This window comes from Streptomyces sp. NPDC030296 (assembly GCF_055572815.1).
This window is the reverse complement of record NZ_JBVICQ010000005.1, coordinates 539,074-560,218: the sequence shown is the minus strand read 5'-3', so window position 1 is coordinate 560,218 and position 21,145 is coordinate 539,074. Positions and strand designations below refer to the sequence as shown.

23 protein-coding genes are annotated in these 21,145 nt (G+C 73.2%); 15 read left to right on the top strand and 8 right to left on the bottom strand.

The genetic code is table 11. From position 1 onward, the window contains the following. Nucleotides 1–161: 161 nt before the first annotated feature. Together tuf and ACZ4Z3_RS17935 are read left to right on the top strand one after the other, a co-directional pair. Nucleotides 162–1,331, top strand: a complete 1,170-nt coding sequence (gene tuf / locus ACZ4Z3_RS17940; protein ID WP_468501873.1) for an elongation factor Tu — start codon at nucleotides 162–164, stop codon at nucleotides 1,329–1,331. A gap of 153 nt (nucleotides 1,332–1,484) precedes the next feature. Beyond that, nucleotides 1,485–2,330 carry a spermidine synthase gene (locus ACZ4Z3_RS17935; protein ID WP_468501872.1) on the top strand — a complete coding sequence of 282 codons (846 nt, stop codon included), beginning with the start codon at nucleotides 1,485–1,487 and terminating at the stop codon, nucleotides 2,328–2,330. Here the strand turns inward: ACZ4Z3_RS17935 and ACZ4Z3_RS17930 are convergent. From ACZ4Z3_RS17930 to ACZ4Z3_RS17920, 3 genes are all read right to left on the bottom strand, one after another. Next, nucleotides 2,292–3,593: an MFS transporter gene (locus ACZ4Z3_RS17930; RefSeq protein ID WP_468501871.1), complete on the bottom strand. Its 1,302-nt coding sequence runs from the start codon at nucleotides 3,591–3,593 to the stop codon at nucleotides 2,292–2,294. The genes ACZ4Z3_RS17935 and ACZ4Z3_RS17930 overlap by 39 nt on opposite strands. A gap of 137 nt (nucleotides 3,594–3,730) precedes the next feature. Then, nucleotides 3,731–4,795 carry a DUF8017 domain-containing protein gene (locus ACZ4Z3_RS17925; RefSeq protein ID WP_468501870.1) on the bottom strand — a complete coding sequence of 355 codons (1,065 nt, stop codon included), beginning with the start codon at nucleotides 4,793–4,795 and terminating at the stop codon, nucleotides 3,731–3,733. 60 nt (nucleotides 4,796–4,855) lie between these two features. Then, nucleotides 4,856–5,857, bottom strand: a complete 1,002-nt coding sequence (locus ACZ4Z3_RS17920) for a DUF8017 domain-containing protein (protein WP_468501869.1) — start codon at nucleotides 5,855–5,857, stop codon at nucleotides 4,856–4,858. A gap of 184 nt (nucleotides 5,858–6,041) precedes the next feature. On the opposite strand from ACZ4Z3_RS17920, the gene ACZ4Z3_RS17915 reads away from it, so the two are divergent. From ACZ4Z3_RS17915 to ACZ4Z3_RS17905, 3 genes are all read left to right on the top strand, one after another. After that, entirely contained in the window at nucleotides 6,042–6,479 is a 438-nt protein-coding gene (locus ACZ4Z3_RS17915) for a DUF4442 domain-containing protein (RefSeq protein WP_468501942.1), read from the top strand. A gap of 157 nt (nucleotides 6,480–6,636) precedes the next feature. Next, nucleotides 6,637–8,244 (top strand): carboxylesterase/lipase family protein, encoded by a 1,608-nt coding sequence (locus ACZ4Z3_RS17910; protein ID WP_468501868.1) that lies wholly within the window; start codon nucleotides 6,637–6,639, stop codon nucleotides 8,242–8,244. Nucleotides 8,245–8,317: 73 nt separating this feature from the next. Beyond that, complete coding sequence (locus ACZ4Z3_RS17905; protein ID WP_055543237.1) at nucleotides 8,318–8,968, top strand: DedA family protein; 651 nt, start codon at nucleotides 8,318–8,320, stop codon at nucleotides 8,966–8,968. A gap of 104 nt (nucleotides 8,969–9,072) precedes the next feature. On the opposite strand, the gene ACZ4Z3_RS17900 is transcribed toward ACZ4Z3_RS17905, so the two are convergent. Continuing rightward, nucleotides 9,073–9,615 (bottom strand): gamma carbonic anhydrase family protein, encoded by a 543-nt coding sequence (locus ACZ4Z3_RS17900; protein WP_468501867.1) that lies wholly within the window; start codon nucleotides 9,613–9,615, stop codon nucleotides 9,073–9,075. A gap of 124 nt (nucleotides 9,616–9,739) precedes the next feature. Here ACZ4Z3_RS17900 and ACZ4Z3_RS17895 point away from each other — a divergent pair, with 124 nt between their 5' ends. After that, nucleotides 9,740–10,486, top strand: a complete 747-nt coding sequence (locus ACZ4Z3_RS17895; protein WP_468501866.1) for an acyltransferase — start codon at nucleotides 9,740–9,742, stop codon at nucleotides 10,484–10,486. 104 nt (nucleotides 10,487–10,590) lie between these two features. Here the strand turns inward: ACZ4Z3_RS17895 and ACZ4Z3_RS17890 are convergent, their stop codons facing one another. Then, nucleotides 10,591–11,448 (bottom strand): EamA family transporter, encoded by an 858-nt coding sequence (locus ACZ4Z3_RS17890; protein WP_468501865.1) that lies wholly within the window; start codon nucleotides 11,446–11,448, stop codon nucleotides 10,591–10,593. Nucleotides 11,449–11,541: 93 nt separating this feature from the next. Here ACZ4Z3_RS17890 and ACZ4Z3_RS17885 point away from each other — a divergent pair, with 93 nt between their 5' ends. Both ACZ4Z3_RS17885 and ACZ4Z3_RS17880 read left to right on the top strand, forming a co-directional pair. Continuing rightward, on the top strand, nucleotides 11,542–12,114 hold the full coding sequence (locus ACZ4Z3_RS17885; RefSeq protein ID WP_468501864.1) for a helix-turn-helix domain-containing protein: 573 nt from the start codon (nucleotides 11,542–11,544) through the stop codon (nucleotides 12,112–12,114). 43 nt (nucleotides 12,115–12,157) lie between these two features. Continuing rightward, a complete protein-coding gene (locus ACZ4Z3_RS17880; RefSeq protein WP_404156482.1) occupies nucleotides 12,158–12,715 on the top strand; it encodes a YbaK/EbsC family protein in 558 nt (185 codons plus the stop codon). Between the two features lie 171 nt (nucleotides 12,716–12,886). On the opposite strand, the gene ACZ4Z3_RS17875 is transcribed toward ACZ4Z3_RS17880, so the two are convergent. Beyond that, nucleotides 12,887–13,447 (bottom strand): NAD(P)H-dependent oxidoreductase, encoded by a 561-nt coding sequence (locus tag ACZ4Z3_RS17875; protein WP_468501863.1) that lies wholly within the window; start codon nucleotides 13,445–13,447, stop codon nucleotides 12,887–12,889. 131 nt (nucleotides 13,448–13,578) lie between these two features. On the opposite strand from ACZ4Z3_RS17875, the gene ACZ4Z3_RS17870 reads away from it, so the two are divergent. From ACZ4Z3_RS17870 to ACZ4Z3_RS17860, 3 genes are all read left to right on the top strand, one after another. Next, nucleotides 13,579–14,256, top strand: a complete 678-nt coding sequence (locus tag ACZ4Z3_RS17870; RefSeq protein WP_468501862.1) for a TetR/AcrR family transcriptional regulator — start codon at nucleotides 13,579–13,581, stop codon at nucleotides 14,254–14,256. 95 nt (nucleotides 14,257–14,351) lie between these two features. Continuing rightward, nucleotides 14,352–15,248 carry an AAA family ATPase gene (locus ACZ4Z3_RS17865; protein ID WP_468501861.1) on the top strand — a complete coding sequence of 299 codons (897 nt, stop codon included), beginning with the start codon at nucleotides 14,352–14,354 and terminating at the stop codon, nucleotides 15,246–15,248. Nucleotides 15,249–15,310: 62 nt separating this feature from the next. Further along, entirely contained in the window at nucleotides 15,311–16,798 is a 1,488-nt protein-coding gene (locus tag ACZ4Z3_RS17860) for a VWA domain-containing protein (protein WP_468501941.1), read from the top strand. Between the two features lie 121 nt (nucleotides 16,799–16,919). Here ACZ4Z3_RS17860 and ACZ4Z3_RS17855 read toward each other — a convergent pair whose 3' ends face one another. Continuing rightward, entirely contained in the window at nucleotides 16,920–17,288 is a 369-nt protein-coding gene (locus ACZ4Z3_RS17855) for a VOC family protein (RefSeq protein WP_468501860.1), read from the bottom strand. A gap of 115 nt (nucleotides 17,289–17,403) precedes the next feature. Between ACZ4Z3_RS17855 and ACZ4Z3_RS17850 the strand changes: the two genes are divergently transcribed. Then, entirely contained in the window at nucleotides 17,404–18,342 is a 939-nt protein-coding gene (locus ACZ4Z3_RS17850) for a universal stress protein (RefSeq protein WP_468501859.1), read from the top strand. A gap of 89 nt (nucleotides 18,343–18,431) precedes the next feature. On the opposite strand, the gene ACZ4Z3_RS17845 is transcribed toward ACZ4Z3_RS17850, so the two are convergent. Continuing rightward, a complete protein-coding gene (locus tag ACZ4Z3_RS17845) occupies nucleotides 18,432–18,839 on the bottom strand; it encodes a CoA-binding protein (protein WP_468501858.1) in 408 nt (135 codons plus the stop codon). Nucleotides 18,840–19,068: 229 nt separating this feature from the next. Here ACZ4Z3_RS17845 and ACZ4Z3_RS17840 point away from each other — a divergent pair, with 229 nt between their 5' ends. From ACZ4Z3_RS17840 to ACZ4Z3_RS17830, 3 genes are all read left to right on the top strand, one after another. Next, nucleotides 19,069–19,755: a hypothetical protein gene (locus ACZ4Z3_RS17840; RefSeq protein ID WP_468501857.1), complete on the top strand. Its 687-nt coding sequence runs from the start codon at nucleotides 19,069–19,071 to the stop codon at nucleotides 19,753–19,755. Further along, nucleotides 19,752–20,294: a SixA phosphatase family protein gene (locus ACZ4Z3_RS17835; protein ID WP_468501856.1), complete on the top strand. Its 543-nt coding sequence runs from the start codon at nucleotides 19,752–19,754 to the stop codon at nucleotides 20,292–20,294. The genes ACZ4Z3_RS17840 and ACZ4Z3_RS17835 overlap by 4 nt, the downstream gene beginning before the upstream one ends. A gap of 78 nt (nucleotides 20,295–20,372) precedes the next feature. Then, nucleotides 20,373–20,999 carry a YigZ family protein gene (locus tag ACZ4Z3_RS17830; RefSeq protein ID WP_359691133.1) on the top strand — a complete coding sequence of 209 codons (627 nt, stop codon included), beginning with the start codon at nucleotides 20,373–20,375 and terminating at the stop codon, nucleotides 20,997–20,999. The last annotated feature ends 146 nt before the right edge of the window (nucleotides 21,000–21,145 follow it).

The following is a 21,145-nucleotide window of genomic DNA, read 5'->3' as shown; positions in this document are numbered from 1 at the left end:
CGTGGCCGCCGCAGACGGCGCCCGAAGCTGACCCTTCCCGGAGATTCCGGCGGACCCCGCAGGGGGAGGGTCGGCGCGTTCTCGGGGTCCCCGTCCCGGCCACGCCCTCACGGCGCCGGGGCCATCACTCAGTACCGCTGAAGAGGCTTCGAGGTATCGCCATGTCCAAGACCGCTTACGTCCGCACGAAACCGCACCTCAACATCGGCACGATGGGCCACGTCGACCACGGCAAGACCACCCTGACCGCCGCCATCACCAAGGTCCTCGCCGAGCGCGGGGCCGGCACGTTCGTGCCGTTCGACCGCATCGACCGCGCCCCCGAGGAGGCGGCGCGCGGCATCACCATCAACATCGCGCACGTCGAGTACGAGACCGACACCCGGCACTACGCGCACGTCGACATGCCCGGCCACGCCGACTACGTCAAGAACATGGTCACCGGCGCCGCGCAACTCGACGGGGCGATCCTCGTCGTCTCCGCGCTCGACGGGATCATGCCCCAGACCGCCGAACACGTCCTGCTCGCCCGGCAGGTGGGCGTCAACCACATCGTGGTGGCGCTCAACAAGGCCGACGCGGGTGACGAGGAACTGACGGACCTCGTCGAGCTGGAGGTGCGCGAGTTGCTCACCGCGCACGGCTACGGCGGCGACTCCGTCCCCGTCGTACGGGTCTCCGGGCTGAAGGCCCTCGAAGGGGACCCACGCTGGACGGCGTCCGTCGAGGCGCTGCTCGACGCGGTGGACACCTATGTCCCGATGCCCGAGCGGTATCTGGACGCGCCGTTCCTGCTGTCCGTGGAGAACGTCCTGACGATCACCGGGCGGGGGACCGTCGTCACCGGTGCCGTCGAGCGGGGCACCATCCGGGTCGGCGACCCGGTCGAGGTGCTCGGCGCGGACGTCGAGACGGTCGTCACCGGTCTGGAGACCTTCGGCAAGCCCATGGCGGAGGCGCAGGCCGGGGACAACGTGGCGCTGCTGCTGCGCGGAGTGGCGCGGGACACCGTCCGGCGCGGACACGTGGTGGCCGCGCCGGGAAGCGTCGTGCCCAGCCGGCACTTCACCGCGCAGGTGTATGTGCTGTCGGCGAAGGAGGGGGGCCGCACGACGCCGGTGTCCAGCGGGTACCGGCCGCAGTTCTACATCCGCACCGCGGACGTGGTCGGTGACGTCGACCTCGGGGAGGCGGCCGTCGCCCGGCCGGGCGACCGGATCACGATGCGCGTGGAGCTGGGACGGGAGGTTCCGTTGGAGCCCGGTCTCGGGTTCGCGATCCGTGAGGGCGGCCGCACCGTGGGGGCGGGGACCGTCACGGCCGTCCGCTAGTCGGGGCAAGGAGCGTGGGGGACCGCGGGCCGTCGTGGCCGGTCGCGCGGTCCCCCACAACCCTTTCCGGCCGGTCGCGCGGTTCCCCGAGCCCCTTTCCGGCGGTGCTCCTACGGTCCTTCGGCCGGGTCCGCGCCCGGCAGAATGGATCCCGTGAACGAAGCCATACCCGTCTCCCGTGCCATCGACCGGGGCACCGCCAAGCTCATGCCCGACGTCGACCGGGAGCGGGCCTGGCTGCTGACGGTGGACGGGGCCCCGCAGTCGTACGTGGACCTGGACGAGCCCACGCACCTGGAGTTCGAGTACGCGCGGCGGCTGGGGCACGCGCTGGACACGGTGGCGGAGCCGGGGCGGCCGCTCGACGTGCTGCACCTCGGCGGGGGCGCGCTCACCCTGCCCCGCTATGTGGCCGCCACCCGCCCGGGATCCCGGCAGGACGTCGTCGAGTACGACCGGGGACTGCTGGACCTCGTCGTGGAGCGGCTGCCGCTGCCGGCGGACGCCGGGATCGCGCTGCACGACGCCGACGCGAGGAAATGGCTCGAAGGCGCTCCCGCCGGCTCCGCCGACGTACTCGTCGCGGACGTCTTCGGCGGCTCACGCGTGCCCGCGCATCTGACGACCGAGGGGTACGCGCGGGCAGCCGCACGGGTCCTTCGGGCGGACGGCGTCTATCTCGCGAACCTCGCCGACGCCGCGCCCTTCGCGTTCCTGCGGTCCCAACTGGCGACGCTGGGCACCGTGTTCGAGGAGCTGGCGCTGATCGCCGAACCCGGGGTGCTGCGCGGCCGGAGGTTCGGCAACGCCGTGCTGCTCGCCTCCCACCGGCCGCCCGACGTCGCCGTCCTCGCCCGGCGCACCGCCGGTGACGCCTTCCCCGCGCGGGTCGAGCACGGGGCGGCGCTGCGCGACTTCATCGGCGGTGCCGCGCCCGTCGGCGAGGAGGACGCGGTGCCGTCACCCGAGCCGCCCGACGGCGCCTTCGGCATCGGCTGAGCCGGGCTCGGCGTCCGGCTCGCCGAGGGCGACGGGCTTGGTTCCCCGCCGGGTCAGGGTCCGCACGTCCCGGATGCACAGCACCGCCGCCGTGGCCGCGACGCACGCCCCGGCACAGCCCCACAGGGCCGCCGGGCGCCCGAAGGCGCTCTCCGCGGGCCCCGCCAGCGCGGCGGCCAGCGGCACCATCGAGACGGAGCCGAACCAGTCGTACGCCGAGACGCGCGACAGCTTCTCCTCGGGGATCTCCTGGTGCAGCGCCGTCATCCAGGAGACGCCGAACACCTCGATCGACATCCCGCTGACGAACATCGTCACGCACAGCACGGCGACCGGCGCGGGCACGGCGAGCGCCGCGGACGGCAGGGCGAACGGGAAGACGCACAGCACACCCACGAGGAGCAGCCGGCGCGGTTTCCAACGGGTCATCAGCAGCGCCCCGACGGCGTTGCCGGCTCCGAACAGCGCCAGCGCCAGACCCCAGGGGCCCGCACCGCCCAGATGGTCACGGGCCACCTGGGGGCCGTAGACCGCGTCGGCGGCGACGATGACCGCGTTGACGAGGGAGAACTGCACGACGATCGCCCACAGCCAGGGCCGGCCGGTGAACTCCCGCCAGCCGTCGCGGAGATCGGCGAGCATGCCGTGGCCCGGCTCGCGGTCCGGTATGTGGCTCACGTCGAGGAAGGCGCGCATGGCCCCGGCGATCGCGAACGCGGCCGCGTCGACGGCGAGCACCCAGCCGGGGCCGATCACCGCGACGAGCGCACCCCCGACGGCCGCGCCGGTCATGGTCGCGCCCTGCGAGGCGAACCGGAACAGCGCGAAGGCCCGCCCCGCCTGCTCGGCGGTGACCGACGACAGCAGCATGCCCTCGGCCGCCGGGTTGAAGAACGCCTGCCCGGTGCCGCCCAGGGCGGACAGCAGCATCATCTGCCACAGCCGGGCCTCCCCGGTGAGCACCAGCACCGCGAAGACGGCCTGGGACAGACAGTTGAGGGTGTTCGCGGCGACCATCACCCGGTGCCGCGGCAGCCGGTCCGCGACCGCGCCGCCGATGAGCAGGAACAGCACCAGCGGCAGGGTGCGCGCCGCCGCCACCAGACCCACGTCCCCGCCGTCGCCGCCCGACTCCAGGACCGCGAAGGCGGCCGCGATGAGGGCGCCGTGGCTGCCCAGGTTGGTGACCACGGCGGCGGTCGTCAGCATCGTGTAGTTGCGGCCCGCCCAGGCGGGCCGGCGGAAGGCGGCGGGAGTGGTCACCGGCTGACTATCGCTGCCCCCGGCAGTGCTTGCCAAACCGTTTCCGCATGGCGTATGGCCAGATCAGGCCACCGGGACGGGGTGGCTCGGCCGCCTCGGGGGCCGGCACCCGCCGGCCCCCGTACCCGGTGTCGTGCTCAGCCGCCCGTGGGCTCGCCGTACAGCCGTACCGTGCTGAGGATCTTCTGCACCGTCGAGTCCGGCACCTCGTCGTCGACGCCCTTGGCGCCGTGGAACGTCCAGGAGACGTAGTCGTCCTTGGAGTTCTTGAAGGCGAACGTGGTCGCCTTGCCGTCGGTGTCGCACTTGCCCTTCTTGGGGACACCGGTCGAGGAGGTGGTCGCGACACTGCCCTCGACGCCCGACGCCGTCGTGTACGGCTCCGGCTTGCCGACCTTCATCAGCTTCTTGGAGGAGTCCTTCTGGTCGGTGTACCCGCCGAAGACCCACCACGCCGAGTCGTTGCGGGCGATGTCGTCGGTGTTCTTCGCGCCCTGCTGTCCCTTGGTGCCGACGGCGGCGAGGGACGTCTCCTCCTTGTAGCCGTCCTTGTCGGCGTCGGAGACGCACCACTTCTCCTTGAGGATGGCGGGCGCCGACATGCCGATGATGACGGAGGTGTCGTCCTTCGAGTTGTCGTCGAAGCCGATGAAGGTGCCGGGCGTCTTGACGTCCCAGTCCGGGGGCACGTCGAAGGCCGTGCCCCACTTCGGGTTGACGACGACCTTCCAGCCCTTGATGGTCGGCTGCGCGCCGGCGTCCTCACCGCGCGGGTTGTCCTGGCTCTCCGAGGCGGTCGGCGTGGGCGAGACCGACGGCTTGGAGTCGTCCTTCGCATCGGTCCTGCCGTCCTCCTCGCCGCCGAGGACCAGGAATCCGGTCACACCGGCGGCGACGACGACCGCCGTGGCCGCCACGATCGCGATGAGCTTGGTCCGGTTGCCGCCGCCTCCGCCCGGCGGTTCCGGCGCGCCCACCGGGGACGGGGCACCCCACTGGGGCTGCTGCCCGTAGTGCGGTTGCTGACCCGTCGACTGGTAACCCGGCTGCTGGTACGGGTTCGGCTGCTGGTACCCGGGCTGCGGGTACGCCGGCTGTTGATGCCCCGTCTGTCCCGGCTGGCCGTACCCGGGTTGCTGGTACGGGTTCGGTTGCTGCGGGTTCTGCTCGCCCCCGGGCGGCTGCTGCTGTCCTGGCCACATGGCTCGTAACCATAGATGTGCCGGAGGCGGGGGTGCCACGGAGCCCCCGCCCCGCGGCCGTCAGCCGCCCGTCGGTTCGCCGTACAGCCGGACCGTGCTCAGGATCTTCTCGATGGTCGCGTCCGGGAGTTCGTCGTCGACACCCGTGGCACCGAACAGGCTCCACGCCACGTAGTCGCCCGCGGAGTTCTTGAACCCGAAGGTCACGGCCTTGCCGTCGCTGGCGCACTTGCCCTTCTGCGGCGTGTTCTCGGAGCGGGCCCAGGCGACACTGCCCTCCACCCCGGAGGCCGTCGTGTACGGCCGCGCCTTCTTGTCGACGGTGAGGCTCTTGCGGTCGGGCTGCGTGTAGCCGCCGTACACGTACCAGGGCACCTGGTTGAGGGCGACCTCGTCGGTGTCCTTGGCGCCGTTCGCGCCCTTGGTGCCCGCGCCGGCGAGCTCGGTGTGGTCCTTGCGGCCGTCCTTGTCGTCGTCAGAGGTGCACCACTCGGACTTGAGGAACGCCGGTGCCGACATGGTGATGAGGGGCGGGTCCCCGACGTCGCCCTTGGCGTCCTCGAAGCCGGTGACGGTCGTCGGCGACGCGACCTCCCAGTCCGCCGGGACGTCGAAGGCCGTGCCCCACTTGGGGTTGACGACGACCTTCCAGCCCTCGACGGTCGGCTTCGGACCGTCCGCGCCACGGCCGTCGTCGGCCGAGGCGGAGGCGCTCGGATCCGGGGAGGCGCTCGCCGAGGACTTCCCGCCCTTGCCGCCGCCCTTCGCCTCCTCGTCCTTGTCGCCGCCGAGGACCAGGAACCCGGTCACCCCGGCGGCCACGACCACGGCCGCGGCCGTCACGACCGCGATGAGCCTGGTCCGGTCGCCGCTCTTGCCGGGCGGCTGCGGCGTGCCCGACGGCGCCGGCGTGCCCCACTGCTGCCCGTACGGTCCCTGCGCGGCCGACTGCTGACAGCCGGGCTGCTGATAGGGATTCGGCTGCTGGTATCCCGGCTGCTGGTACGGGTTCTGCTGCGGATTGTGCTCGCCCCCGGGCGGCTGCTGCTGTCCTGGCCACATGTCCGGCAACGGTAGTGAGCCCGTGCCACGGTTCCGTCACCGTGCGCCTCCAGGCATGTACTGGTCATGTGGAGAGTTCGTGAGGGATCGGGCGGCGCCGGCTTCTGTTGCGCTGACCACACCGCGGCACCCCTGGTCAGAGGTTCCTACTCGTGGGTAACATCCCGGCATGAGCGCAGACCAGATGTCGATCGGCGAGATGCTCGCCGCCACGGTGCCGATGGCCAGGACGCTGAACCTGGAGTTCCTGGAGACCACGCCGGAGAAAGCCGTGGTGGCGCTGCCGGACCGGAGCGACTTCCACAACCACGTCGGCGGGCCGCACGCCGGCGCGATGTTCACGCTGGGCGAGTCGGCGAGCGGGGCGATCGTGCTCGCCGCCTTCGGTGACCAGCTCTCGCGTGCCGTGCCCCTCGCGGTCAGCGCCGAGATCGCCTACAAGAAGCTCGCGATGGGCGAGGTCACGGCCACTGCGACCCTCGGCCGTCCCGCCACCGAGGTCGTCGCCGAGCTCGACGCCGGTGAGCGCCCCGAGTTCCCCGTCTCCGTCGCCATCCGGCGCGCGGACGGCGCCGTCACCGGCGAGATGACCGTCGTCTGGACCCTGCGCCCCAACGGCTGACCCGGTCACCTCCCGTCACCCTCGCCGTCCGCCGCCCCGGCCGACCGGCGAGGGCTCCTTCGCGCAGCGCATTGACACGAGTCACTGACGGCCCTAGGTTCCCCGCCGACACGCGCACCGTGGTCCACCACGACGCCTGCACGAAGGAGTGAGGCTCATGCACGACACCGTGTCCCGGAGTTCCGCCCGCTTATGGCGGCTGGCGGTGGGAGCGACCGCCCTCGCCGCCACCCTCCTGGCACCCGCCCCGGCCCAGGCCGCACCCCCCGGAGAGCCGGCCGTCGTCCGCACCGACGCCGGCTGGGTACGCGGGCAGACCACGGCCGAGGGGCGGCAGTTCCTCGGCATCCCCTACGCCCGGCAGCCCGTCGGCGACCTCCGCTGGACCGAGCCCCGGCCGGTGCCCCCCTGGCAGGGGGTGCGCGAGGCCGGCGCGTTCGGCAACAGATGCGCCCAGACGGCCAGTTGGGACCCCGGCTACGAGCGGCCCAGCCACACCGAGGACTGCCTGGCCCTCAACGTGTACACACCGCAGGGCACCGCCCGCCGCCCGGTCATGGTCTGGCTGCACGGCGGCGGCCTCACCGCTGGCGCCGGCGAGGACGTGGTGCCGGACGCCTTCGCACGGCGTACCGGCACGGTCGTCGTGACCGTCAACTACCGCCTCGGCGCCATGGGCTTCCTCGCCACCGACGACCTCGACAACGAGGCGAGCGACGGCGTCTCCGGCAACTTCGGCATGCTCGACCAGCAGGCCGCGCTGCGCTGGGTACGGGCCAACATCGGCCGCTTCGGCGGCGATCCGGGCCGCGTCACCATCGCGGGCGAGTCCGCGGGCGGCCGCTCCGTCTGCACGCAGCTGGCCTCACCCACCTCCCGGGGCCTGTTCCGCGCCGGCATCGTGCAGAGCGGCGCGTACGGCGACTGCTCGGCCCGCACGCACGAGTCGGCGGTCGCCCAGGGCAGGACCTTCCTGACAAGACTCGGCTGCGCGGACACGGCGTGCCTGCGGGGGAAGACCGCCGCCGAGATCCTCGCCGCCCAGGCCGGCCTGAACTGGGGGCCCGTCGCCGGCGGCGCCTTCCTGCCCGTCCAGCCCTTCGAGGCGTTCCGGAAGGGGGCGGCCGCCCGGGTGCCCGTCCTCAACGGTGCCAACCAGGACGAGGGCCGCCTGTTCGCCTTCGGCCGCTTCGACGCCGCCGGGACCCCGCTCACCGCGGAGCAGTACCCGACCGTCATGCGGGCCGCCTACGGCGACCGCGTCCTCGCCCGCTACCCGCTCACGGACCACCCCTCGCCGACCATCGCGTACGGCACCGCCCAGGGCGACCAGGGCTTCGCCTGCCCGGCGCTGCGACTGAACGAGGTTCTCGCCGGACGCGGACCGGTGTACGCGTACGAGTTCGCCGACCGGACCTCCCCGCCCTTCGCCTCACTGCGCAACCTGGACACCGACTTCGACTTCGGCGCGACCCACGTCAACGAGGTGCAGTACCTCTTCCGGCACTTCGGTCTGGACAGCCCGCTGGACGCCGGGCAGCGGGCCCTGGCGCGCCAGATGACCGACTACTGGGGCTCCTTCGTCCGCGACGGGGTGCCGAGGGCCGCCGGTCAGCCCGCCGTCCCGGCCGGTGGCGACCGGGTGCTGACCCTCAGGGCCGCCGCGCAGGGCGGAAACGGGCTCAGCCGGACCGTGCACGGGGAGCACGCGTGCGACCTGTGGGACAACCTGCGGGGCTCCGCCGCCGTCCCAGTAAGCAGGTAGGCTGCCCCGGCGCGCGCTCCACCATGGGCGCGCGCCGCGGGCCCGAGAACCGGACGCATGGGAGGAAGCGGCTTTGCACGTCCAGGAGTGGCTCGAAACGGTGCCACCGCTCAGCATCTATCTGCTGGTGGGGCTGGTCATCGGTCTGGAGAGCCTGGGCATCCCGCTGCCGGGTGAGATCATCCTGGTCTCCTCCGCGCTGCTCGCGTCCCAGCACGGCGAGATCAACCCGGTCGTCCTCGGCGCCTGCGCCACGGCCGGCGCGATCATCGGTGACTCGATCGGCTACGCCATCGGCCGCAAGGGCGGTCGTCCGCTGCTGGCCAAGCTCGGCCGGAGATTCCCCAAGCACTTCAGCGAGAGCAATATCGCGGTGGCCGAGCGGTCCTTCGACCGCTGGGGCATGTGGGCGGTCTTCTTCGGCCGCTTCATCGCCCTGCTGAGGATCTTCGCCGGCCCCCTCGCCGGTGTCCTGCAGATGCCGTACTGGCGCTTCCTCACCGCCAACGTCCTCGGCGGCATCCTCTGGGCCGGCGGCACCACCGCCGTCATCTACTACGTCGGCGTGGTGGCCGAGGCGTGGCTCAAGCGCTTCTCGTGGCTGGGCCTGGTGCTGGCCGTGCTGATCGGTGTGGCGTCGATGCTGGTGGTCAAGCGCAAGGCGAAGAAGGCGGCGGAGAAGGCCGAGGCCGGTGAGACCGAACTGGTCCCGGCCGCGGATTGAGAAGCCGCGCCCGAGGGAGCCGGGGCAGAGCACGGGCGGATACGCGGGCTGGGCCGACAGGCAGGGGCCGCGCCGCCGACCGGTGGCGCGGCCCCTCCGCCGTCTCAGGCGCCGTACTCCTCCTGCGCGGCCCGGTGGGCCTGCGCCAGTTCGGTGTAGTGCGTGCCGTTCAGGGTGACGCCCTCGCGTTCCTCCTCGGTGAGGGGGCGCTTGACCTTCGCCGGCACCCCCGCGACCAGCGAACCGGGCGGCACCCGCATCCCCTGCGGCACCAGCGCCTGCGCCGCGACGAGGGAGCCCGCCCCGATCACCGCGCCGTTCAGCACGGTGGCGCCCATCCCGATCAGGCAGTCGTCCTCGACGGTCGCCCCGTGCACGACGGCGTTGTGCCCGATCGAGACGCGCTCGCCGATCGAGATCGGGAAACCGGGGTCGACATGGAGCGTGCAGTTGTCCTGGACATTGCTCCCGGCCCCCACCACGATCGGCTCGGACTCGGCCCGCAGCACCGCGCCGTACCAGACGCTGGACCCGGCGCCCAGCGTCACGTCGCCGATCACCGCCGACGTGGGGGAGACGAACGCGGCGTCCTCCACGTCCGGCTTCTTGCCGCCGAACACCGTGATCAGGGCCCGCTGCCGATTCATTGCCGCCTCCTGGTGATGGATCAGTCTCCCTCCGCACCGTAAGCCATGGGCACGACGTCGCGTGGGGTGAAGATCACAGTCCAACGACACGGTCCGGAAGCCGACCGGTGAGTACGGTGAGCGGGTGCCCATAAGCAGGAACACGTTCTCGTCATGGCGGCGTCGCGCGGTGCAGCGCGCCGTCCACGCGGGCTGGGAGTGGGTGCAGCGCAAGGGGGCGGTGACGGCCGACCACCCCGGCCGCTTCCGGTTCGGCGCGATGGGAACCGGTACCAGACTGGCCTTCCCGCTGGGCACGGTCTTCGGGGAGCCGTGGATCCATCTGGGCTCCCACTGCATCATCGGCGAACAGGTCACGCTGACCGCCGGGCTGATGCCCGACCTCGACCTCGGCGCGGAGCCCATCCTGCGCATCGGTGACGGCGTCGTCCTCGGCCGGGGCAGCCATGTCATCGCCGACACCAGCGTGACCATCGGCAGCGACTGCTACTTCGGGCCGTATGTGTACGTGACGTCCACGAACCACTCGTACGACGACCCGCACGAGCCGATCGGCAAGCAGTGGCCGCGGATGGACCCCGTGTCCATCGGGCCCGGCTGCTGGATCGGCACCGGCGCGGTGATCCTGCCGGGAGCGCGGGTAGGCCGCAACGTCGTGGTGGCCGCCGGAGCGGTCGTCCGGGGCGAGGTTCCGGACCGCTCGGTGGTGGCGGGGGCGCCCGCGAAGGTCGTACGGCGGTGGGACCCGGTGGAGGGCTGGCAGCCGCCGATCCGGACGCCCGCGCCCGTGCCGATCCCTGACGGGGTCACGCCGGAGCAGTTGCTGGCGTTGGCCGAGTGGGAGGCGGAAGGGGCCGGGGAGTCCGCCTGAGGCGTCGGTGGATCCGGGTGGTTGTCGGCTGCGGGTTCGTCGTGGCTGATCGCGCAGTTCCCCGCGCCCCTGGAGCGGCGGTGTCGGGCTCGGTGGTGGGATGCTCAGCCTGTTGCCAGGAGAAGGGTGCCTGCCAGGGCCAGGCCCGCGCCGGCCGCCTGGATGGGGCGCAGGCGTTCGCCGAGCATGAAGCGGGCGGCCAGGGCGGTGATCACGGGGTACAGCGAGGCGAGGACGGCGGCGACGGTCACCGGACCGTGCTGGGCGGCCAGGGAGTAGGTGCCGTTGGCGGCCACGTCCGCGAGGCCGACGAAGGCGGAGGCCGGGAGCGAACCGTACGGGAAGCCCTCGGGCGGGAGGGCAGGCGCGCCGCGCCGCACCGAGACGTAGAGGGCGGCGCCGCCCGCGGCGGCGTTCGTGACACGCTGGACGAACAGGGCCAGGAACAGGCCGGTGAGCGTCGTCGACGCCTCCGCGATCAGGGCCATCACCGCGCCGAAGCCGAAGGCCGCGATCAAGGTGAGGACGATGGCCTGCCGCTGGACGGGGGCGCCCTTGAGCTGCGGGCCGCCCGCGAGCACGATCCCGACGACGGCCACCAGGATGCCGGCGATCTGCGGCAGTGCGGGGCGCTCCCCGAGGAAGAGTCCGATGCCCACCGGGACGGCCACGCTCAGCGAGCCGAGCGGGGAGACGACGCCCATGGGGCCGAGGGCGAGCGCCTTGTAGAAGGCGAGCATGGCGACCGGGCCCACCACGCCGGCGGCCACGGCGAACCACAGCCGGGGGCCGGCCTCGCTCCAGCCGCCGGTCGCGACGACGATCGCGCCGAGCACGACGGCCGCGATCGTCTGGGAGACGACGACCACGGTGAGCGCCGGGACGCGCCTGCTCAGCAGCCCGCCGCCGAAGTCGGCCAGGCCCCACAGCAGGCTGGTGGCCAGGGCGAAGAGTGCGGTCATCGGGCAGCCTCGCAGTACAGTTCGGTGAACGAAGAGTGCACTCCACCGTAGTTCATTGAACTGAACTATGCCATTCAAAATATTGGACGGAATGTGTCGGACCTCGACCTGCTGACCCAGTCCCTGGCGCGAAACGTCAAACGCTGGCGCACGGAGCGCGGCTTCACCCTGGACGCCCTCGCCGCCCGTGCCGGAGTCAGCCGCGGCATGCTCATCCAGATCGAGCAGGCCCGCACCAACCCCAGCATCGGCACCGTCGTCAAGATCGGCGACGCCCTCGGCATCAGCATCACCACCCTGCTCGACTACGAGCAGGGCCCGAAGGTCCGGGTCGTCCCGGCCGAGCAGGTGGTCCGGCTGTGGCACACCGACGCGGGCAGCTACAGCAGGCTCCTCGCCGGTACGGAGGCGCCCGGCCCGCTGGAGATGTGGGACTGGCGGCTGATGCCGGGCGAGGGCAGCGGCTCGGACCCGCACCCCGCCGGCACCGTCGAGATCGCGCATGTCACCGCGGGCGAGCTGACGCTCACCGTCGAGGGTGCGGAGTACCGTGTCCCGGCCGGCGCGAGCGTCACCTTCGAGGCCAACGCCACGCACCGGTACGCCAACGAGGGCGACGTCCCGACCGAGATGGTGCTGACGGTCTCGGTGCCGCCCGTCCACTGAGACGTGGACCTCCCCTCACCGGCGCTTTGTTAGCGTGCCGCTCATGCGCGCACCCATCGGAGACTTCGACCACGCCACGCCCGCCCCCGCATGCCTCGACCAGCTGGTCGGGCCGGTCGCCGACGCCGTACGCCACTGGGGCGGCGCCGTGCCCGCCGAGCAGATCCTGTACGTCGAGACGGACCCGCGGTGGGCCGACACCGCCGTGTTCGTCGAGCACTACGGTCGGGATCTGCTGGAGCGGTCCGCGAACTGCGTGGTCGTAGCGGGCAAGCGGGGCGGCGAGTCGAGCCTCGCGGCCTGCGTGGTGCTGTCCACGACCCGTGTCGACGTCAACGGCGTGGTCCGGCGGCAGTTGGGCGCCCGCAAGGCGTCCTTCGCGCCGATGGACACGGCCACCGGGGAGACGGGCATGGAGTACGGCGGCATCACGCCTGTCGGGCTGCCGGCGGGGTGGCCGGTCCTGGTGGACTCCGCCGTGGTCGACCTGCCGTACGTCCTGGTCGGCAGCGGCCGGCGGCGCGGCAAGCTGCTGGTGCCGGGCAAGGCGTTCGCCGAACTGCCCGACGCGGTGGTCCTGGAGGGCTTGGGCATCGCCTGAGGGGTGCCGCGGTCGCCCGGGGAGGGCTGGGCATCGTCCGACGGGCGCCGCGGACTACGGGGGGTGCCGTCTGGCCGGCGCGGATCCGGCGACCCGGTGCGGGGCCGGAACGGCGGCGCCGGGCGCCGGGCCTCGCGGCACGGAACCCGGCGACGTGCGGTCGTGCGCGACTCAGGCGGCCGCGGTGCCCGTGCTGGCGGTGAGCTGCTCGATGACGGCGGTGAGGCCGGTGACGACCTCGGCGTCGTCGGCCGGGTGGGTCTCGGCGAAGCGGACGACCGAGCCGGGGATGGAGAGCTTGGCGTCCTCCAGGACCGTGGCACCGGCGATGCCGACGGCCTTGCGGGTCTCGTCCTGCGCCCATACGCCGCCGAACTGGCCGAAGGCGGTGCCGACCACGGCGACCGGCTTGCCCGTGAAGGCGCCGGCGCCGTACGGGCGGGACAGCCAGTCGATGGCGTTCTTCAGGACGGCCGGAATGGTGCCGTTGTACTCGGGGGAGAAGAGCAGGAAGCCGTCGGCCTGGCCGGCCGCCTCGCGCAGCCGGGCGGCGGTGGCCGGGAGGGCGGCCTCGTTGTCGATGTCCTCGTTGTAGAACGGAACGTCGGCCAGGCCCTCGTACAGCTCGATCTCGACGCCCTCGGGGGCGTGCTTCACGGCCGCCTCGGCGAGCTGACGGTTGTGCGAACCGGCGCGAAGGCTGCCTACGAGCGCGAGGATGCGTACGGACATGAGCTGACTCCTAGCAAAGGCGGAAAGCTGAGGGACGAGGGTCCGGGATAAGCGGACCGGGGTCCGTTGAAATTTGTACCAGCTATCCGGACCGCGGTCCACTTCTCTGTGGTGAGCGTTACGCTCTTTTCATGAACGAGCCGCTGCCTCCCTTGGTCAGGCCCTCGGAGAGTGACCCCCTCGACGGCCTGATCGACCCCCTCGACGGCCTGATCGACTTCGTATCGCCCGCCGGTGACCAGCCGCGACTGCGGGCGGACGCCGCGCGCAACCGTGCCCGGCTGCTGGAGGTCGCCGCACGTCTGGCCGGGGAGTGCGGAGCGGGCAACCTGACGATGGAGGCCGTGGCGACCGCCGCGCAGGTCGGCAAGGGCACCGTCTTCCGGCGCTTCGGCGACCGCACGGGACTGCTGGTCGCCCTCCTCGACCATCACGAGCGGGAGCTCCAGGCCGCGTTCCTGACCGGGCCGCCGCCCCTCGGTCCGGACGCGCCGCCCGCCGAGCGGCTCCGCGCGTTCGGCGCGGCCGTCCTGCGGCACGAGTACGCCCATCGCGACCTCTACCTCGCCGCCGGTGCGGACGCCTCCCGCCGCTTCAGCGGCCCCGCCAACCAGCTGCGGCTCGGCCACCTGTGCATGCTGCTGCGGCGGGCCGAGGTCACCGGGGACGTGGAGCTGATGGCGCAGACCATGCTCGGCTACCTGGACATCCACCTGGTCGACCACCTGGTCAGCCGACGGGGGATGCCGCTGGAGCGGCTGGAGCTGGGGTGGGGGGACCTGGTGGGACGGTTCGTCCAGGCGGACTGAGGCGGCCTGAGGCTCTGTGCAGGCAAAGCGACCGCTTGGTAGCTTGAGGGCGGTGTCGGCCGGCGGCACCGCGTACGTGCGAGGGGGAGTGGCAGATGGCCGACTCGAACGGGTCCCGGCCCGAGGGTGCGGGGACGGGGTTCTTCAACTCCGTGGACGACGTCCTCGCACAGCTCGCCGAAGCGGGCTACCTGGCCTCCACGGCCGTCGCCACCACGGTCTTCCTGGCCGACCGGCTGGGCAAGCCGCTGCTCGTGGAGGGCCCCGCGGGCGTCGGCAAGACCGAGCTGGCCAAGGCCGTCGCCCGGGTCGGCGCCGCCCGCCTGGTCCGGCTCCAGTGCTACGAGGGCATCGACGAGTCCCGCGCCCTGTACGAGTGGAACCACGCCAAGCAGCTGCTGCGCATCAGCGCCGGACGCGACGAGGCCTGGGACGACACCCGCAACGACATCTTCAGCGACGAGTTCCTGCTCACCCGGCCCCTGCTGACCGCCATCCGGGGCGACGAGCCGACCGTGCTCCTCATCGACGAGACCGACAAGGCCGACGTCGAGGTGGAGGGGCTGCTCCTCGAAGTGCTCAGCGACTTCCAGGTCACCGTCCCCGAACTGGGCACCATCGCCGCCACCCGGCGCCCCTTCACGGTCCTCACCTCCAACGCCACCCGCGAACTCTCCGAGGCCCTGCGCCGCCGCTGTCTCTTCCTCCACCTGGACTTCCCCGACGCCGAGTTGGAACAGCGGATCGTCCGGCTCAAGGTGCCCGGCCTGGACGCCGTGCTCGCCGACTCCCTGGTCCGCGTCGTCGGCGCGCTGCGGGAGATGGACCTGCGCAAGGCGCCCTCGGTGGCCGAGACCATCGACTGGGCCCGCACCCTGCTGGCGCTCGGCGCCGACACCCTGGACGAGACCGTCGTCCGGGACAGTCTGGGCGTGATCCTCAAGCACCGGGACGACATGGAGAAGGCCACGCGGAAGCTGACCCTGGTATGACCGCGGTGGACGGCGCCGGGTCCGCCTCCGGTGCGGCCTCCTCGGGTACGGCTGACCCCGGTATGGCCTCCGCCGCGCCGCTCGCCGAGCGGCTCACGGGGTTCGTACGGGCGTTGCGCGGCCACGGCATCCGGATCGGGCCCGGCGAGACCGTGGACGCGGCGGCCGTTCTGGAGGCGCTGGGCCTCGCCGACCGGGAGCGGATCCGCGAGGGCCTGGCGGCGGCGCTGCTGCGTGCCGACCGTCAGCGGGCCGTGTTCGACGCGGCCTTCGAGCTGTACTTCCCGCTCGGCGTGGGCGAGTTGACGGGCCCGTGGGAGGCGCCGGCCGCGGACCGGGACGAGTTGCGCGCACGGATCGCCGCCGCGCTCGCCGCCGGTGACGTCGCCGCGCTCAACCGGCTCGCCGGTGAGGCGGTCGAACTCCTCGGCCGGTACGGCACGTCGTCCCCGTCGGACGGCTGGTCGGCCCACCAGACGCTGGACCGCCTGCGGCCCCAGACGTTGCTCGCGGGAATCCTCGCGGCGCAGCGGACCGGAGGAGGGGGTGGAGGCGGCGGCGGTTCCGGCTTCGGCCCGGGGAACGGCGCCGGGGGCGGGTTCGGCGCCGGTGCGGGTGGTGCGGGCGGCGCTGGAGCCGGGCCGGGCTCGGGCGGCCCGGGTTCCGGCAAGTTCACCGATCGGCTGGACGCGGACGAGATCCGGCGCCGTATCGAGGACTTCCGCGAACGGGTCCGCACCGAGGCACGGCGACGAGTCGCCGAACGGCGGGGCGCGGCGCTGATCGCCCAGCGGGGCATCGCCCGCAGCGCCGACCAAGTCGACTTCCTCATCGCGAACCGCGAACAACTCGTCGAACTCCGCCGCACCGTACAGCCGTTGGCCCGCAAACTGGCGACCCGTCTCGCCGCGCGGCGGCGCAGGGCGGCGCGGGGGCGGATCGACATCCGGCGCACACTGCGCCGCTCGCTGTCCACCGGGGGAGTACCGCTGCGCCCGGCCTACCGGCGGCACCGGCCCGCCCGCCCGGAGATCGTGCTGCTGTGCGACGTGTCCGGTTCGGTCGCGGGGTTCGCGAACTTCACGATGCTGCTGGTGCAGGCGATGGCGGACCAGTTCAGCAAGGTGCGGGTCTTCGCCTTCGTCAACAAGGTCGACGAGGTCACCCACCTCGTCACCACCGGTGAGGCCGATCCGGCGGAACTCGGCCGCCGGATCGCCGAGGAGGCGACCATCAGCGGCTGGCACGGCAGCAGCGACTACGGGACCGCGCTCGGGGAGTTCGCCGAGCGCCACCTCGACGCCGTGGGGCCGCGCACCTCGGTGATCGTCCTCGGTGACGCCCGCACCAACGGGTTCGACCCCAACGCGGCCGCCCTGCGCCGAATCGCCGGCCGCGCCCGCCGCGTCCACTGGCTCAACCCCGAGTCACCCGAACTGTGGTCCACGGGCGACTCCGCCGCGCACGTCTACGCCGAGGTCGTCGAGATGCACGCCTGCCGCAACGCGCGGCGCCTCGGGGAACTGGTGACACGGTTGCTGCCGGTGTGAGGCGGTGCCGATGCCGGCCTCAGTCCTGAGGCCCCGCCCCGGCCTGAGGGGCGCCCCCGACCTCAGGTCAGCCCCCGGCGTCAGGTCAGCCCCCGGCGTCAGGTCAGCCCCCGGCGTCAGGTCAGCCCCGGCCGGTGTCGATCACGCAGAACCGGTTGCCTTCCGTGTCCTCCAGGACGACGAAGTCGGAGTCGTCGTCGTACAGCTCCCAGTCGACGCGGCGCGCGCCAAGACGCACCAGCCGCTCGACCTCCGCCGCCTGGTCGGCCGCGTTCCCGGCGTAGAGGTCCAGATGCACCCGGGGCCGCGCCTGCACCGGGGTCTCGCTCAGCCCGAGCGACAGCTGGGGCCGGTGGCCGTCCGGGTGCACCAGCACCACCCAGTCGTCCTCCGGTTCCTCGCGCGGCACGTAACCCAGCGCTCGCGTCCAGAACGCGGCGGCCCGCCGTACGTCGGAGGCCCCCATCACCACGGATCCGATGCTCAGCATGCACCGATTCTCGCGGACCCGGGCCGCCTCTCACGAATCCGGGCCGCCGCGCCGCTGCGGTTCCGCCACCTTGCCGCGATCCTGGAGACAGGCCTCGACGTCAGGAGGTGCGTCCATGCCCCGCACCGTCACCGTGGGCTTCGACGGTTCCCCGGAGAGCCGCGCCGCCGTCGAGTGGGCGGCCCGTGAGGCCCGGCTCCGCGCGCTGCCCCTGCTCCTGGTCAACGTGTGGGAACCGGTGCCCGAGCCGATGGGGCGGTCCCCGATGCTCGGTCCGTCCGCCCAGCAGGGCTGGGCCGAGCACGGGGTGACGTCGGCGGGCCCCTGGGCGCGGCGGATCCTGCGCGACGCCGCCGACGAGGTCCGGCGGCGCCATCCGGCCCTCGACGTAGGCCTGGAGCAGCTGACGGGCCGGGCGACGGAGGAACTGCTGAAGGCGGCCGTGGACGCCGAACTGCTGGCCCTCGGCTCGCACGGGCGAAGCCGTGTCGCGGGACTGCTCGTCGGCTCCGTCGGACTGCACGTCGCCGCGCACACGGAGCGTCCCGTCGTCCTCGTCCGGGCCGGCGAGTCGGCCGACGACGAGCACGTGCGGGATGCGTCAGGTGCCGCGCCCGCCGGGGCGCCGTTCCGGCCCGTCGTCCTCGGCCTGGACCCCGCGCACCCGGACGACACGCTGCTCCGCTTCGCCTTCGAGGCCGCCGCCCTGCGGAAGACCGCGCTGCGCGTCGTCCACGACACGGGCCACCGCTCCCCGGCCGGGCGCGGCCCTCACGAGGGCGGCGCGCCGGACGCGGCGCCCGACCACGGGGACGTCCTCGGGCCGGCCGGTGCACTGCACGCCTCGCGGCAGGAGTTCCCGGACGTCGAGGTCGTCGAGGAGTCACCCCCGGGCAAGGCGGCGGACCACCTCGTCGCGGCGTCGCGGGAGGCGTCGTTGGTCGTCGTCGGCCGCCGGGTACGCCATTCCCCGCTCGGCGCCCACCTCGGGCCGGTCGCCCACGCGGTGCTGCACCACGCGGCGGCGCCGGTGGCGGTGGTCGCCCACAGCTGAGCAGCCGTGCGGAACCTGATCCGACGTGGAACCTGAGCCGCCGCGTGGATTCTGAGCCGACGCGCGGCACGCAGCCGCCGCGCCGACGGTCAGCCCAGCCGGGGAATCTCGATGGCGGGGCAGCGGTCCATGACCATGTCGAGCCCGGCGGCGCGGGTGCGGTCGTAGGCATCCTCGTCGACGACGCCCAGCTGGAACCAGACGGCCCGGGCGCCGATCCGGACGGCCTCGTCGGCCACCGGACCGGCGAGGTCGCTGTTGACGAAGACGTCGACGACGTCCACCGGGAAGGGGATGTCCGCGAGCGAGGCGTACCCCTGCTCGCCGTGGACCGTCTCGGCCTTGGGATGGACCGGGACGACCCTCTTGCCGTAGCGCTGGAGGACGTCGGCGACACCGTACGCGGCGCGGCCGCGGTTGGTGGACAGGCCCACGACGGCCCAGGTGTCGCCGAGTTCCGTCAGGATCTTGCGGATCGTGGCGGCGTCGCCGTACATGTCCTGTCTCCTCATCGTCCGTACGAGAGCGCCCGGTGCGGGCTGCCTGCGCCAACAGCGCGACGGGTCCGGTGATTCCCGCGCCACCCGAGCGGCGCCGCCGGGGCGACCGGCGACCGGCGACCGGCGACCGGCCACCGCCGAGCGGGCCGGGCCGTCGCCTCGGTCGGCCGCACGGAATGTCGTGGTGCGCACTGCGTTCCGCCGCTCGCGCGCCTACGCTCACCTCGTGCTGCGTATCACCGACGCCCGGACCGGCGAGCCCGTCGACGTCCGCAGAGCGCTCACCAGGGTCCACGTCCACGTGCCGAGCGACGACACGTCGGGGCTGCGCGTGCTGCTGGTCGCCGATGTCCTCGCGCGGGCCCTGGACATGGGCGGTGTCCCGGCCCTGCTGGTCGCCGACCCGCCCGCCACCCTGCGCGGACGCGCCGACGACCTGGGCGTCCGGCCGACGGAGGCCGCCGGGGCGGGCGGCGGGCGGCAGGTGCTGGTGGTGGCCGGCACCGGGCAGACGACCGGCGACGGCGTCGGTGTCGAGGTCGCCCCGGTCACAGGACCGGAGGCACCGGCCGCGTCCGGCACCGCCCTGCGGCTCGCCCTCCTCCGCGTGCCCCGCCGCACCCCCGTCGCGCTCGACGCCCCCGCCCTGGCCGAGGCGGACGAGACCCTCGACGCGTGGCGCAAGGCGGTGGCCGGCTGGGCCACCCGCCCGTCGAAGCCCGTCCCGGAGGACGTACGGCAGGCCCTGCGCACCGCCTGGGAGGACGACCTGGACGTGGCGGCCGTGCTCGCCGTCCTGCGGGCCGTGGAACGGGCCGACGACGTGCCGGACGGGGCGCGGTTCGAGACGTTCGCCTACGCGGACCGGCTCCTCGGGCTGGAGCTGACCCGGGAGATCGGAGCACCGGCATGAACGGGCGGGGAGCGGGACCGCTGCGCAGACTCGTCGTCCTGCGGCACGCCAAGTCGGCCTGGCCGGTGGGCGTCCCCGACCACGAACGCCCCCTGGCCACGCGGGGTCGCCGCGACGCCCCCGCCGCCGGGCGGGCCCTCGCCGAGGCGGACTGCCTGCCCGACCTCGCCCTGTGCTCCACGGCCGTCCGGGCCACCCAGACCTGGGAGGCGGTCGCCGCCCAGTGGGGGACGCCGCCGCCCGTACGCCTCGACCCGCGCGTGTACGCCGCCGACGCGGGGGAGCTGCTGGACGTCGTGCACGAGGTCCCCGACGGGGTCAGGACCCTGCTGTTGGTGGGCCACAACCCGGGCCTCGAGGAACTGGTGCTGGACCTGGCCGGTGACGCGCTCGACGGCGCCCTGGACGCCGTCCGCACCAAGTTCCCGACCTCCGCCGTCGCCGTCCTCGCCTGGCACGGCGACACCTGGTCCGCCCTGACCCCGGGCACAGCCCTCCTGACGGACCTGATCGTGGCCCGCGGAGAGAAGAAGGGCTGACGGCAGCCCTGCCTCGCTGTGCACGCCGGCGCACACGCCCGGCGCGGACGTGTACCGGGCTGCGCATAGGCTGGCCCGATGCAGGACGAGTACCGCACCGTCGCCCGCGCCGGCGTGCACGAGACCGAGGTCAACCGCTCACGTTTCCTGTGCGCGGTCGCCCCGGCGGCCACCGAACGGGAGGCCCAGGAGTTCATCGCGGCCGTCCGCAAGGAGCACGCCGACGCCACGCACAACTGCTACGCGTACGTCATCGGCGCCGACGCCGCCGTGCAGAAGGCGAGTGACGACGGGGAGCCCGGCGGCACCGCCGGTGTCCCCATGCTGCAGATGCTGATGCGGCGTGACATGCGCTACGTCGTCACCGTCGTCACCCGGTACTACGGCGGCGTCAAACTGGGCGCCGGCGGCCTCATCAGGGCGTACGGCGGTGCCGTGGGCGAGGCGCTGGACGCGCTCGGCACCCTCACCCGCCGGCGCTTCCGCCTCGCGACGGTCACCGTCGACCACCAGCGCGCCGGCAAGGTGCAGAACGACCTGCGGGCCACCGGACGCGAGGTCCGCGACGTCCGCTACGGAGAGGCCGTCACCATCGAGATCGGGCTCCCCGACACCGACGTGCCCGCGTTCCGCGCCTGGCTCGCCGACACCACCGCGGGCACGGCCGGCTTCGAACTCGGCGGGGAGGCGTACGGCGACGCGTGACAGGCGTGCCGACCGGCGAACGACCCGTGACCGCGGCGAGAATCGCTCCCATCTCCCCTTTTTCCCCAATGGTCGGCTTTCGCGGCGAAAAGTCGACGCGTCTCCACGAACCGGTGACTGTGGCGGACCGTGCAGGACCAGGTGCC